The sequence below is a fragment of the Pelomonas sp. V22 genome (assembly GCF_030014915.1).
In the GTDB taxonomy this organism is placed as follows: Bacteria; Pseudomonadota; Gammaproteobacteria; order Burkholderiales; family Burkholderiaceae_C; genus JAUASW01.
Genome location: NZ_JAGIXS010000005.1, coordinates 55262 through 68468 on the forward strand (window position 1 = coordinate 55262; position 13207 = coordinate 68468).

The 13207-nt window shown below is 68.5% G+C and carries 12 protein-coding genes; 10 read left to right on the forward strand and 2 right to left on the reverse strand.

From position 1 onward, the window contains the following. The first annotated feature begins 99 nt into the window (after positions 1-99). Positions 100-1362, forward strand: a complete 1263-nt coding sequence (locus tag J7U46_RS16335) for an acyl-CoA dehydrogenase family protein (protein WP_282828206.1) — start codon at positions 100-102, stop codon at positions 1360-1362. A 16-nt stretch (positions 1363-1378) separates the two neighbouring features. On the opposite strand, the gene J7U46_RS16340 is transcribed toward J7U46_RS16335, so the two are convergent. Beyond that, on the reverse strand, positions 1379-1756 hold the full coding sequence (locus J7U46_RS16340; RefSeq protein ID WP_282827733.1) for a hypothetical protein: 378 nt from the start codon (positions 1754-1756) through the stop codon (positions 1379-1381). Positions 1757-1838: 82 nt separating this feature from the next. Beyond that, entirely contained in the window at positions 1839-2558 is a 720-nt protein-coding gene (locus J7U46_RS16345; RefSeq protein ID WP_282827735.1) for a type 1 glutamine amidotransferase, read from the reverse strand. Positions 2559-2875: 317 nt separating this feature from the next. Here J7U46_RS16345 and J7U46_RS16350 point away from each other — a divergent pair, with 317 nt between their 5' ends. From J7U46_RS16350 to J7U46_RS16390, 9 genes are all read left to right on the forward strand, one after another. After that, positions 2876-2971: a potassium-transporting ATPase subunit F gene (locus tag J7U46_RS16350; protein ID WP_282827737.1), complete on the forward strand. Its 96-nt coding sequence runs from the start codon at positions 2876-2878 to the stop codon at positions 2969-2971. Between the two features lies 1 nt (position 2972). Further along, entirely contained in the window at positions 2973-4766 is a 1794-nt protein-coding gene (gene kdpA, locus J7U46_RS16355; RefSeq protein ID WP_282827739.1) for a potassium-transporting ATPase subunit KdpA, read from the forward strand. A gap of 13 nt (positions 4767-4779) precedes the next feature. Next, a complete protein-coding gene (gene kdpB, locus J7U46_RS16360; protein ID WP_282827741.1) occupies positions 4780-6882 on the forward strand; it encodes a potassium-transporting ATPase subunit KdpB in 2103 nt (700 codons plus the stop codon). Between the two features lie 15 nt (positions 6883-6897). Further along, a complete protein-coding gene (kdpC, locus tag J7U46_RS16365; RefSeq protein WP_282827743.1) occupies positions 6898-7485 on the forward strand; it encodes a potassium-transporting ATPase subunit KdpC in 588 nt (195 codons plus the stop codon). A gap of 3 nt (positions 7486-7488) precedes the next feature. Then, positions 7489-8313, forward strand: a complete 825-nt coding sequence (locus J7U46_RS16370; RefSeq protein WP_282827745.1) for a TorF family putative porin — start codon at positions 7489-7491, stop codon at positions 8311-8313. A gap of 28 nt (positions 8314-8341) precedes the next feature. Continuing rightward, complete coding sequence (locus J7U46_RS16375) at positions 8342-9316, forward strand: magnesium and cobalt transport protein CorA (protein ID WP_282827747.1); 975 nt, start codon at positions 8342-8344, stop codon at positions 9314-9316. Then, the gene (locus J7U46_RS16380; protein ID WP_282827749.1) at positions 9316-12021 is read left to right on the forward strand and encodes a DUF4118 domain-containing protein; all 2706 of its coding nucleotides are present in this window, start codon (positions 9316-9318) and stop codon (positions 12019-12021) included. Before J7U46_RS16375 ends, J7U46_RS16380 begins: the two co-directional genes overlap by 1 nt. Then, complete coding sequence (gene kdpE, locus J7U46_RS16385; protein WP_282827751.1) at positions 12018-12713, forward strand: two-component system response regulator KdpE; 696 nt, start codon at positions 12018-12020, stop codon at positions 12711-12713. Before J7U46_RS16380 ends, kdpE begins: the two co-directional genes overlap by 4 nt. Before the next feature lie 89 nt (positions 12714-12802). Beyond that, complete coding sequence (locus tag J7U46_RS16390) at positions 12803-13198, forward strand: GntR family transcriptional regulator (protein ID WP_282827753.1); 396 nt, start codon at positions 12803-12805, stop codon at positions 13196-13198. The last annotated feature ends 9 nt before the right edge of the window (positions 13199-13207 follow it).

Here is a 13207-nt window from a genome sequence, read left to right on the forward strand (position 1 = left end):
TTGTGCCTCCGGCCCTTGCGGCTGCTGCCTGCGCGACAGCCAGCCGCTGCGCGCTGCGCCACACTTGCCGCACGCCAGCCAAGGAGCGCCGCCATGAGCATGAACTTCGACTACAGCCCCAAGGTCCAGCAGATGCGCGAACGCCTGCTGGCCTTCATGGATCAGCACATCTACCCGAACGAGCACCGCTTCCACGCCGAAGTTGCTGCCAACCGGGCCAAGGGCAATGCCTGGGTGCCGACCACGGTGATCGAGGAACTGAAGCCGCTGGCCCGCGCCGCCGGCTTGTGGAACCTGTTCCTGCCCAAGTCGAACCGTGCGCCGGAAGGGCTGTCGAATCTCGAGTACGCGCCGCTGTGCGAGATCATGGGCCGCGTGTCCTGGGCGCCCGAGGTTTTCAACTGCTCGGCGCCCGACACCGGCAACATGGAAACGCTGGAGCGCTATGCCTCCGAGTCGTTGAAGGACCAGTGGCTGGAACCGCTCCTGAAGGGCGAGATCCGCTCGGCCTTCCTGATGACCGAGCCGGCCGTGGCCTCGTCGGATGCCACCAACATCGAATGCCGCATCGAGCGCGATGGCGACGAGTACGTGATCAACGGCCGCAAGTGGTGGTCCTCGGGCGCGGGCGACCCGCGCTGCGCGGTCTACATCGTGATGGGCAAGACCAACCCCGAGGCGGGTCGGCATGAGCAGCAGTCGATGATCGTGGTGCCGGCCAATGCCCCAGGCATCAGCGTGCTGCGGCCGCTCAATGTGTTCGGCTACGACGATGCGCCGCACGGCCACATGGAAGTCGAGCTGAAGAACGTGCGCGTGCCGGTCTCCAACATCCTGCTCGGCGAGGGCCGTGGTTTCGAGATCGCGCAGGGCCGCCTCGGCCCCGGCCGTATCCACCACTGCATGCGCTCCATCGGCGCGGCCGAGCGCGCGCTCGGCCTGATGTGCGAGCGCGCCATCGCCCGCGTAGCCTTCGGCAAGACCATCGCCCAGCAGACGGTGACGCAGGAGCGCATTGCCGAGTCGCGCTGCAGCATCGAGCAGGCCCGCCTGCTGACGCTCAAGGCCGCCTACATGATGGACACGGTGGGCAACAAGGTCGCCAAGGCCGAGATCGCGATGATCAAGATCGTCGCGCCCAACATGGCCTTGAAGGTGATCGACTGGGCGATCCAGGTCTACGGCGGCATGGGCGTTTCGGACGACACGCCGCTGGCCATGATGTGGGCCCACCAGCGCACGCTGCGCCTGGCCGATGGCCCGGACGAGGTGCACCGCAACTCGCTGGCCAAGCTGGAGCTGGCCAGCCACATGAAGCTACCGGCCGACAAGGTGCACATGCCGGTGACGCGCGGCGCCTGAAGGGCTCTGCAGCGCTCTACTCGGGCATCACCAGCGCCAGCTGCAAGGGCGCGCGGTGCGGCCCGGCCGCTGCGGGGCTCAGCCGCCCGCGCAGGCTCATTCGCTGCCCCACGCGCTTGCTGAGCTGCGCATGGCGGCGCGCATCCGCCACGATCAGCACGCGCTGCACCTGCTTGATCGCCTTCGCATCCGCCTGCTCGCGGCCGGCCGCCATGCAGGCGGGCTGCATGAGGACGAGCACCAGGGACTCCTCGCCTGGCGCCTTGCCGACCTTCTCCAGGCGGCCGCCGATGCTTGACACGGCGGGCGCATAGGCCAGGCAGCGGGGCGCGGCCTCGGTGGCCAGAGGCAGGCAGGCGGCACAGAGCAGGGCGAGGCGGTGGAGGTACGTCATGTCGGATCCAGATGGGCAGGAGCGCCCGGCGAGCTGCATTAGACGCGGATTGGACGCGCCTTGAACGCTCATTCGGCCCGCATCAAGCCCGGGCCGCCACCAGCAGCGGTCTCGGGAAGGTCGCGACCCAGTTGGCATAGACCGTGGCGGCGATCTGGCGCAGGGCGGCGGCTCGCGCGGGCAAGCCGGCAAGCATCTGCTCGCGATCCTGCACCGCCGGGCCCCGAGCGCGAGCGAGTTCATCACCCGCTTCGTCGCACCAGGCGCGCACGCCGTCGGCCGTGACCTCCAGGTGGCCCTGGAAGCCCAGGTGGCGCCCATGACGGAAGCCCTTGTTGAGGCTGTAGCGGCCGAACATGGTGCGCGTGGCGCCACGCGGGATGTCGAAGCCGTCGTAGTGCCAGTTGAAGACCTCCACCTGCTCGCGGCCGCCGAACAAGGCCCGCGCCGGCGGTGTGATCGCCAGGCGCTGCCAGCCGATCTGCGGCCAGGGGTTGCGCAGCACGCGCGCACCCATGGCCCGGGCGAGCAACTGGGCGCCGAAGCAATGGCCGAGTACCGGTACGTCCGCCTCGATGGCGCGTCGCACCAGCGCCAGCTCCTCGGCCACCCAGCCATCCTCGCCATTGGCGGAGGCATTGCTGCCCAGCACCACCAGACCGGAGAAGCGCTGCAAGCTGCCGGGGCGCGCCTCGCCGGGCGCAAAGAGCTCGCTCTCGAAGCTCTGGCGCCGCAGGCAGTCCATCAGGATGCCCGGGCCCTGGGCCGACTCGTGCTGGAGGATGGCGATGCGCTGATTCATGGCGGTGGCGCCCCACCAGGGCGCCGTTGTTGCGAGGCCTTCAATCTAGGTCGAGGGGTCTCAAGCTGCCGCCAAGCTTTCGCTCCGGCGCATCAAGCCGGCGTCAAGAAGCATCCGCCGCAATCCATCTTTACGACTTCTTGATACCGCCGCCCCGGCTCTCGACAACAAGTTGAGGCGCCCCTCCCTAACCTCTGCTGCATCGCAACAAACGCGTTGGAGCAAGCCATGGATTGGCTGTATCTCGGGCTCGCCGCCCTTCTGTTCGCACTGCTGCTCGGCCTGGCCGAAGCCAGCGAGCGCCTCGGAGGTCGGCCATGACACCCCATCTTCTCTACTGGGCTGCCGGTCTCGCGACTGCCGGCCTCTTCCTCTATTTGCTGATTGCGCTCTGGCGCGCCGAGGAGTTCTGACATGGGCAACATGGCCTGGACTCATCTCGCCCTCTACCTGGGCGTTCTTTTGCTGGCGGCCTGGCCGCTGTCGCGCTGGCTGACTGCCGTGGCCGAGGGCCGGCTGCCGCGCTGGATGGGGGCCATCGAGCGCGGCCTCCTGCGCGTGGCCGGTGTCGATGCCGGTGCGGGCATGGGCTGGAAGCGCTACGCGATCGCGCTGCTGGTCTTCAACTTCATCGGCGTGCTGGCGGTCTATGCGCTGCAGCGCTTGCAGGCCGTGCTGCCGCTCAATCCGCAAGGCATGGGCGCGATCACGCCCGACTCGGCCTTCAATACCGCGATCAGCTTCGTCACCAACACCAACTGGCAAGGCTACGGCGGCGAGTCCACCATGAGCTACCTGACCCAGATGCTGGCGCTGACGGTTCAGAACTTCCTGTCGGCCGCCACCGGCATCGCCGTGGTGTTCGCGCTGATGCGCGGCTTCGCGCGCAAGCTCTCCAGCGATGTGGGCAACTTCTGGAGCGACCTGACGCGCATCACGCTGTGGGTGCTGCTGCCGATCTCCTTTGTGCTGGCGGTGTTCTTCGTCGGCCAGGGCGTGATCCAGAACTTCGATGCCTACAAGGATGTGACGACGCTTGAAGTCAACAAGTACCAGGCGCCCAAGCTCGGCACTGACGGCCAGCCGCTGAAGGATGAAAAAGGTCAGGCCGTGACCGAGGATGCCTCGACTGCAACCCAGCAGCTCGCCATGGGCCCGGTGGCCTCGCAGCTGGCGATCAAGATGCTGGGCACCAACGGGGGCGGCTTCTTCAATGCCAACTCGGCCCACCCCTACGAGAACCCGACGCCGCTGTCCAACTGGGTGCAGATGCTCGCCATCTTCCTGATCCCGGCGGCGCTGTGCTTCACGTTCGGACAGATGGTGGGCGACAAGCGCCAGGGAGTGGCCGTGCTGGCCGCGATGACGCTGATCTTCGCCGTCGGCGTGGTCGCTGCGACGTCGGCCGAGCAGGCCGGCAACCCGGTGCTCGCGGGCCTGGGCGTTGACCAGCAGGCCAGCAGCCTGCAAGCGGGCGGCAATATGGAAGGCAAGGAGACCCGCTTCGGCATCACCGACAGCGCCCTGTTCGCCGTCATCACCACGGCGGCCTCCTGTGGCGCCGTCAACAGCATGCACGACTCGATGACGCCGCTGGGCGGCATGGTGCCGCTGGTGATGATGCAGCTCGGCGAGGTGGTGTTCGGCGGCGTCGGCACCGGCCTGTACGGCATGCTGATCTTCGCTTTGCTGGCGGTCTTCATCGCCGGCCTGATGATCGGCCGCACGCCCGAATTCCTGGGCAAGAAGATCGAGCCCTTCGAGATGAAGATGATCTCGGTCGCCATCCTGGTGACGCCGCTGGTCGTGCTGATCGGCACCGCCATCGCGGTGCTGGCGGCAGACGGCAAGGCCGGCATCGCCAACCCTGGCGCCCATGGCTTCAGCGAGATCCTGTATGCGCTGACCTCGGCCGGCAACAACAACGGCTCGGCCTTCGCCGGCCTCAGCGCCAACACGCCGTTCTACAACCTGCTGCTGGGCCTCGTGATGTGGCTGGGCCGCTTCGGCGTGATCGTGCCGGTGCTGGCCATCGCCGGCAGCCTGGCCGCCAAGAAGCGCATCCCGGTGGGCGACGGCACGCTGCCCACGCATGGGCCGCTGTTCATCGCCCTGCTGATCGGCACCGTGCTGCTGGTGGGCCTCTTGAACTACGTGCCGGCCCTGGCCCTGGGCCCGGTCGTCGAGAACCTGCAGCTCTGGAAGTGAGGAGGGTCTCAACATGACTACAAGCAACAACAACAAGCAACTTCGCCTGCTCGACCCGCAGCTGGTCCGGCCCGCGCTGGCCCAGTCCTTTGCCAAGCTGAGCCCGGCCGTGCAATGGCGCAACCCGGTGATGTTCGTGGTCTACATCGGCAGCCTGCTGACCACGGGCCTGTGGGCGGCCAGCCTGTTCGATGCGGCCTATGCCGGCAGCGAAGGCCGGATGTTCATCCTGGCCATCGCGCTGTGGCTGTGGTTCACCGTGCTGTTCGCCAACTTCGCCGAGGCGCTGGCCGAAGGCCGATCCAAGGCACAGGCGGCCTCGCTGCGCGGCTTGAAGGCGCGCACCTGGGCCAAGAAGCTGCACGAGCCCAAGCACGGTGCCCAATGGCATCCGATGCAGTCCGACGAGCTTCGCAAGGGCGACGTGGTGCTGGTCGAAGCCGGCGACATGATTGCGCTGGACGGCGTCGTCATCGAAGGCGTGGCCTCGGTCGATGAGAGCGCCATCACCGGCGAATCGGCGCCGGTGATCCGCGAGTCGGGCGGCGACTTCTCGGCCGTCACCGGCGGCACCCGCGTGCTGTCGGACTGGCTGGTGGTGCGCGTGTCGGCCAACCCGGGCGAGTCCTTCCTCGACCGCATGATCGCGATGGTGGAAGGCGCCAAGCGCCAGAAGACGCCCAACGAGATCGCGCTGACCATCCTCTTGGTGGCGCTGACCCTGGTGTTCCTGGTGGTCACGGCCACGCTTTTGCCGTTCTCGATCTTCAGCGTGGAAGCCGCCGGCGCCGGTACCGTGGTGACGGTCACCGCCCTGGTGTCGCTGCTGGTCTGCCTGATCCCGACCACCATCGGCGGCCTGCTCTCGGCCATCGGCGTGGCCGGCATGAGCCGCATGATGCAGGCCAATGTGATCGCCACCTCGGGCCGCGCGGTCGAGGCCGCCGGCGACGTGGACGTGCTGCTGCTGGACAAGACCGGCACCATCACGCTCGGCAACCGCCAGGCCAGTGCCTTCCTGCCTGCGCCGGGCGTCAGCGAACAGCAGTTGGCCGATGCGGCCCAGCTGGCTTCCTTGGCCGACGAGACGCCGGAAGGCCGTTCCATCGTCGTGCTGGCCAAGCAGAAGTTCAATCTGCGCGAGCGCGACATCCAGGAGCTGCAGGCGCACTTCGTCCACTTCACGGCGCAGACGCGCATGAGCGGCGCCGATTTCGGCGATGCCGCTGCACCCAGCCGCAGCATCCGCAAGGGCGCAGCCTCGGCCGTCAAGGCCTGGGTGGAAAGCCTGGGTGGCCGCTTCCCGCGTGAGGTGGACGACGCCGTCGATCAGATTGCCCGTCGCGGCAGCACGCCGCTTGTTGTTGCCGAAGGCAACCGCGTGCTCGGTGCCGTCGAGCTCAAGGACATCGTCAAGGGCGGCATCAAGGAGCGCTTCACCCAGCTGCGCCGCATGGGCATCAAGACCGTGATGATCACCGGCGACAACCGGCTCACCGCCGCCGCCATCGCGGCCGAGGCCGGCGTGGACGACTTCCTGGCCGAGGCCACGCCCGAAGCCAAGCTGAAGATGATCCGCGACTACCAGGCCGAGGGCCGCCTGGTGGCGATGACCGGCGACGGCACCAACGACGCGCCCGCGCTGGCGCAAGCCGACGTGGCTGTGGCCATGAACAGCGGCACGCAGGCGGCCAAGGAGGCCGGCAACATGGTCGACCTCGATTCGAACCCGACCAAGCTGCTGGAAGTGGTGGAAACCGGCAAGCAGCTGCTGATGACGCGCGGCTCGCTGACCACCTTCTCGATCGCCAACGACGTGGCCAAGTACTTCGCCATCATCCCGGCCCTGTTCGTCGGCGTGTATCCGCAGCTGGAGGCGCTGAACGTGATGGGGCTGCACAGCCCCAACTCGGCCATCCTGTCGGCGGTGATCTTCAATGCGCTGATCATCATCGCGCTGATCCCGCTGGCGCTCCAGGGCGTGCCCTACCGCGCCATCGGCGCCGCCGCGCTCTTGCGCCGCAACCTGCTCGTCTACGGCCTCGGCGGCCTGATCGTGCCCTTCATCGGCATCAAGGCGATCGACTGGCTGCTGGTCGCGCTGCACCTCGTCTGAAGAGGACTCCACATCATGATCATCAAGACCTATCTCCGTCCTGCGCTGGTGAGCTTCGTGCTGCTCAGCGCCGTCACCGGCTTTCTCTATCCGCTGGCCGTGACCGGCGTGGGCCAGGGCCTGTTCCCAAGGCAGGCCGCCGGCTCGCTGATTGAGCGCGAGGGCAAGGCCGTCGGCTCCGAGCTGATTGGCCAGAACTTCAGCGAGGCCCGCTACTTCTGGGGCCGCCCGTCGGCCACCGGGCCGATGAGCAACAACGCCGGCGGCTCATCGGGCTCCAACCAGGGGCCGCTGAACCCGGCCCTGGCCGAGGCGGTCAAGGCTCGCATCGAGGCGCTGCGCGCTGCAGATCCGGACAACAAGCTGCCCATCCCGGCCGACCTGGTCACCGCATCGAGCAGCGGCCTGGACCCGCACATCACGATGGCCGCCGCCCGCTACCAGCTGGCCCGGGTGGCCCGTGAGCGCGGCCTGCCGGCCGCCGAGATCGAGCGCCTGATCGCCGCACACACGGCCGAGCGCGACCTGGCCGTGCTGGGCGAGCCGCGCGTCAACGTACTCACTCTCAACCTGGCGCTCGACGCCGCAAGCAAGAAGCAATAAGCGATGAACTTCAAGAAGACCACGATCCTGCTCTCCGCCCTGGCCCTGCTGGCCGGCACTGCCCGTGCCGAAGAGGCGGCTGCCGCCAAGCCTGAGCACCAGCTGACCGGCAATATCAGCCTCAACACCGACTACCGCTTCCGCGGCATCAGCCAGACCTGGAAGCTGCCGGCTCTGCAGGGCGGTTTTGACTACTCGCACGCCAGCGGCCTGTACCTGGGCACCTGGGCCTCCAACGTCTCGGGCAACAGCTACAACAACGGTGCCGGCCTGGAGCTGGACCTCTACGGCGGCTGGAAGTTCAGCCTGTCGCAAGACCTGACCCTGGACCTGGGCGCCCTGGCCTATGGCTACCCCGGCGCCAAGCTCAACAGCGCGCCCGGCGTGGCCACGAACGAGAAGTACACCAACGTCGACGTCTACGCCGCCGTCTCGGCCGGCGCCTTCAGCGCCAAGCTGTCGTATGCCGCCACCGACTATTTCGGCCTGAACTCGACGACCGCTGGCTACGCGTATTTCAGCAGCCTGCCGGCGCGCGGTGCCTCCAAGGGCTCGACCTACCTGGACCTGAACTACAACCTCGACCTCGGCAACGGCGCCACGCTGGGCCTGCATGCCGGCCACGTGAGCGTGCGCCACTATGGCGAGCTCTCGTACAGCGACTACAAGCTGTCGCTCGCCAAGGAGATGGCCGGCCTGACCTGGACCGGCGCGCTCGTGGGCACCGATGCCAAGCGCGACTACTACCAGGGGGGCAATGCCGCTGGCCAGAACGCGAAGCGCCTGGGCAAGGCCGGGGTAGTTATCAGCGTCGGCAAGACCTTCTGAGCACGGTTCTCGCGGCGAGAATGCAGCGATGCTGATCAACTGCGCGGCTTACCAGGGCGGGCGCAAGCTCGCCGATCTCTCACCCGAGCGTCCCGAGGAGCTGGCCGAGTACCTCGAGCGGCCGGACTGCTTCCTGTGGGTCGCGCTGCGCGACCCGGCGCCCGGTGAGCTGGAGCCCTGGCGGCGCCTGTTCGACCTGCATCCGCTGGCGGTCGAAGACGCGGTCAAGGGCCAGCAGCGGCCCAAGGTCGAGGAGTATGGCGACGCACTCTTTGCCGTGATGCGCCTGGCCGATTGGGTGGCGGCCGATGTCAGCCTGGGTGAAGTGGCCGTGTTCTGCGGCCCGAAGTACGTGCTGTCGGTGCGCAGCGGCAGCAAGCTGCATTTCCTGGGCGTGCGTGAGCGCTGCGAGCGCGAGCCCGAGCTGCTGGCCCACGGCCCCGGCTTTGTGCTGTACGCGCTGATGGACGCGGTGGTGGACCGCTACTTCCCCATCGTCGACCTGCTGGAGGCGGAGCTGGAGGAGATCGAGCAGAGCATCTTCATGCGCGGGGCCCAGCGCGACAACATCCAGCGCCTGTACGAACTCAAGCGCCGGCTGATGAAGCTGCGCCGCGCCGTCGCGCCCATGGTCGAGATGCTGCTGAAGCTGCACGGCGGCCGCACGCCGCCGCTGTGCGCACGCACCGGCGAGTACTTCCGCGACGTGGCCGACCATGTGGCCCGCATCCATGCGGCCATCGAGTCGGTGCGCGAGACCGTCGCCACTGCCATCCAGGCCAATCTGTCAATGGTGGCGATCGAGGACAGCGATGTGACCAAGCGCCTGGCGGCCTGGGCCGGCATCTTCGCCGTGGCCACCGCCTTCGCCGGCATCTGGGGCATGAACTTCGAGCACATGCCCGAGCTCAAGAAGGCGTGGGGCTACCAGGCCGCGCTCGGCTTGATCACCACGGTCTGTGCCTTTCTGTGGTGGCGCTTCCGCCGCGCCGGCTGGCTGTGATGGACGACACAAGACCCGACCCCGACGCGCTGCTGGCCCAGCTGCGTGAGGACGAGGCGGCCGCTGCCCGCGGCAAGCTGCGCATCTATTTCGGCTCCTCGGCCGGCGTGGGCAAGACCTACGCCATGCTGCAGGCGGCGCGCAAGCTCAAGGCCGAGGGCGTGGACGTGCTGGCCGGCGTGGTCGTGACGCACGGCCGCAGCGAGACGGTGGCCGTGGCCGAGGGCCTGCCGCCGCTGGCGCCGAAGCTGATCGAGTACCGGGGCAAGAGCCTGCCCGAGTTCGACCTCGACGGCGCGCTCGCTCGCAAGCCCGCGCTGATCCTGGTGGACGAGTTGGCGCACGCCAACGTCCCCGGCTCGCGCCATCCCAAGCGCTGGCAGGACGTGGAGGAACTGCTGGCCGCCGGCATCGACGTCTACTCGACGCTCAACGTCCAGCACCTGGAGAGCCTCAACGACGTGGTCGGTGGCATCACCGGCGTGCGGGTGCAGGAGACCCTGCCCGACACCTTCTTCGACCGGGCCGATGAGGTCGTGCTGGTGGATACGCCGGCCGACGAGCTGCTCGCGCGCCTGAAGGCCGGCAAGGTCTATACCGGTGCGGCGGCCGAGCGTGCCACGCAGCACTTCTTCCGCAAGGGCAACCTGATGGCCCTGCGCGAGCTGGCGCTGCGGCGCACGGCCGACCGGGTCGAGGACGACGTGCAGGCCTGGCGCAGCAACCAGCGCGTGGCCGAGGTCTGGAAGACCGAGGCCGCCATCCTCTGCGCCATCGGCCCCACGCCTTCCGCCGAGAGCGTGGTGCGCAGCGCCGCCTTGCTGGCCCAGCAGCTCAACGTCAGCTGGCATGCGGTCTATGTGGAGACGCCGGCGCTGCAGCGCCTGCCCGACGCCCAGCGCGAGCGCATCTTGCGCGTCGTGCGGCTGGCCCATGAGCTCGGGGCCACCACGGCCGTGCTGCAACAGCAGGACCCGGCCGTCGCCCTGGCCGCGCATGCGCGCGAGCACAACCTCTCGAAGCTGATGCTGGGCCGGGGCGAGCCGCTGTCGGCCTGGCGACGTCTGGCGGGCCCGCGGCCACTGGCGCAACGCCTGGGCGAGGTGGCGCCCGAACTCGACGTGGTGGCCGTGGCGGCCTCGCCGGTGGCGCCGGACGTCGAGACGCACAAGCGCAGTGACGAACAAGACTGGCCTCGCCAGGCGCGCCACTACGGGCTGGCCGCTGCGGCCTGCGCCCTGACAGCCGCGCTGAGCTGGCCACTGCAATGGCATTTCGCGCAGGCCAACATCGTCATGCTGTTCCTGCTGGCCGTGGTTGGTGTGGCCTTGAGGCTGGGGCGGGGGCCGGCCGTGCTGGCCAGCTTCCTCAGCGTGGGCCTGTTCGACTTCTTCTTCGTCGAGCCCAAGCTGAGCTTCGCGGTCTCCGACGTGCAGTACCTGGTCACCTTTGCCGTGATGCTGGCCGTGGGCCTGGTCACCGGCCAGCTGACGGCGGGCCTGCGCTACCAGGCCCGCGTGTCGGCCGAGCGCGAGACCCGGGCCCGTGCGCTGTTCGAGCTCACGAGCGACCTGGCCGGCGCGCTGCAAACCGAGCAGGTGCTGGAGATTGCCGAACAGGCGCTGGCGCGCGAGGTGCATGGCCAGGCCCTCGTCTACTCGCTGGACCTGCAGGACCGCCTGCAGCCCTCGCCGCGCGAGGCGGCGCTGGCCGATGCGGAGAGACCCGATGCCGGCACCGCGCGCTGGGCCTTCGACCACGACCAGCCCGCGGGCCTGGCCACCGACACCCTGCCCGGCAGCCCCTGGTTCTTCCTGCCGCTGTCGGCCGCGATGCGCACGCGCGGCGTGCTGGCGCTGCGCCCGAGCAGCAACCGCAGCGTGCTGCAGCCCGAGCTGCGCGCGCAGCTGGAGACCTATGGCCGCATCGTCGCCCAGGCGCTGGAGCGGGTGCACTACGTCGAGGTGGCGCAGGGCGCGCTGGTGCAGATCGAGTCCGAGCGGCTGCGCAACTCGCTGCTGTCGGCCCTGTCGCACGACCTGCGCACACCGCTGGCCGTGGTCTACGGCATGGCCCAGACCCTGGCCGCTCAGCCGGGCCTGGACGCCCAGGCCCGCGAGCTGGCTCAGACCCTGAGCCAGCAATCGCAGCGCGTGGGTGCCATGGTCAACAACCTGCTCGACATGGCGCGACTGCAGAGCGGCGCCGTGCGGCTGAACCTGCAGTGGCAGCCGCTCGACGAAGTGGTGGGCAGCAGCCTGCAGGCGCTGGAGCAGGTGCTGGCCGGCCACCGCATCGAGCTGGACTTGCCACAAGGCCTCCCACTGCTGAACCTCGATGCTGCGCTGATGGAACGGGTGCTGGGCAACCTGCTGGAGAACGCGGCCAAGTACACGCCGCCGGGCAGCGTGATCCGCATCGCGGCGCGCAGCGCAGACGACAAGCTGCAGCTGGAGGTGGCCGACAATGGCCCTGGCCTCCCGGCCGCGCAGATCGATCGCCTGTTCGACAAGTTCACCCGTGGTGAGCGGGAGTCCAGCACGCCGGGCGTGGGTCTGGGCCTCGCAATCTGCCGGGCCATCGTCGAAGCCCATGGCGGGCGCATCTGGGCCGAGGCTGCCGAAGTGGCCGGCGGCGGCGCGCGCTTCCGCATCGAGCTGCCGCTGGGTCAACCGCCCGAGATGCCCGAGATCGAACCCGAATGAACGAACCCGTCGCCCTGATCGTCGAAGACGAGCCCAGCATCCGCCGCTTCGTGCGCCTGGCGCTCGAGGCCGAAGGCTGGCAAGTGCATGAATGCGAGACCGCCCGCCAGGGCCTGGTTGATGCCGGCACCCGCCACCCGGACTTGATCGTGCTGGACCTGGGCCTGCCCGATCTCGACGGCGTGGAGTACCTGCGCGACCTGCGTGCCTGGTCGGGCGTGCCTGTGATCGTGCTCTCGGCCCGCACGGCCGAGGAAGACAAGATTGCCGCCCTCGACGCCGGCGCCGACGACTACTTGAGCAAGCCCTTCGGCATCGGCGAGCTGATGGCGCGCGTGCGCGTGGCGCAGCGGCGGCGCCAATCGGCAGCGCCTTCGGACGCGCCTGCGCAGACCCTGTTCCGCTTCGGCGAGGTCGAGGTCGACCTGGCGGCGCGGCGTGTGCTGCGAGCCGGCGAGGCTGTGCACCTCACGCCCACCGAGTACCGCTTGCTGACCCAGCTGATCGCCAACGCCGGCAAGGTGCTCACGCACCGTCAGCTGCTCAAGGCCGTGTGGGGCCCCTCGCATGCCGATGACAGCCACTATCTGCGGGTCTACATGGGCAATCTGCGTCAGAAGCTGGAAGCCGAGCCCGCGCGGCCGCGCCATCTGCTGACGGAGACGGCGGTGGGCTATCGGCTGATGCCCTGAATCGGGGGGGCGTCGCCCCACCCTTTCGAACAGGACTTGATTTTCGGCGTCCAAGTGTACTATTGTACTAGTACACGTAGGGACCAGCCGTGAGCGACACCACCCTCTTTCACATCAACACCGGCTCCACCGAGCCGATCTACCGCCAGCTGATCGAGCAGGCGCGGCGGCTGATTGCCGCCGGCCAGCTCAAGGCGGGCCAGGAGATTCCCTCGGTGCGCGAGTTGTCGGCGGCGCTGGCCGTGCATCCGATGACGATTTCCAAGGCCTACAGCCAGCTGGAAGCCGAAGGGCTGTTCGAGCGGCGGCGGGGCTTGCCCATGGTGGTGGCCGCCATGCACCGGAAGGCTCAGCCTGCCACCGAACGTATCGAACTCCTGCGGCCGACGCTGGAACGCGCCGCCGCTGAAAGCCGCCAGCTGGAACTGCCCGCCACCCAGGCGCTCGGCCTGTTCAAGCAGATCCTTGCCGAAGAACCGAAGTGAAGAAGAAGG

Bases quoted from the DNA above. Each gene is read 5' to 3' on its own strand.
- J7U46_RS16350 (WP_282827737.1), top strand. From the start codon at position 2,876: ATGACACCCCATCTTCTCTACTGGGCTGCCGGTCTCGCGACTGCCGGC.
- kdpB (WP_282827741.1), top strand. From the start codon at position 4,780: ATGACTACAAGCAACAACAACAAGCAACTTCGCCTGCTCGACCCGCAG.
- J7U46_RS16345 (WP_282827735.1), bottom strand. From the start codon at position 2,558: ATGAATCAGCGCATCGCCATCCTCCAGCACGAGTCGGCCCAGGGCCCG.
- kdpE (WP_282827751.1), top strand. From the start codon at position 12,018: ATGAACGAACCCGTCGCCCTGATCGTCGAAGACGAGCCCAGCATCCGC.
- J7U46_RS16375 (WP_282827747.1), top strand. From the start codon at position 8,342: ATGCTGATCAACTGCGCGGCTTACCAGGGCGGGCGCAAGCTCGCCGAT.
- J7U46_RS16380 (WP_282827749.1), top strand. From the start codon at position 9,316: ATGGACGACACAAGACCCGACCCCGACGCGCTGCTGGCCCAGCTGCGT.
- J7U46_RS16370 (WP_282827745.1), top strand. From the start codon at position 7,489: ATGAACTTCAAGAAGACCACGATCCTGCTCTCCGCCCTGGCCCTGCTG.
- kdpC (WP_282827743.1), top strand. From the start codon at position 6,898: ATGATCATCAAGACCTATCTCCGTCCTGCGCTGGTGAGCTTCGTGCTG.
- J7U46_RS16340 (WP_282827733.1), bottom strand. From the start codon at position 1,756: ATGACGTACCTCCACCGCCTCGCCCTGCTCTGTGCCGCCTGCCTGCCT.
- J7U46_RS16335 (WP_282828206.1), top strand. From the start codon at position 100: ATGAACTTCGACTACAGCCCCAAGGTCCAGCAGATGCGCGAACGCCTG.
- kdpA (WP_282827739.1), top strand. From the start codon at position 2,973: ATGGGCAACATGGCCTGGACTCATCTCGCCCTCTACCTGGGCGTTCTT.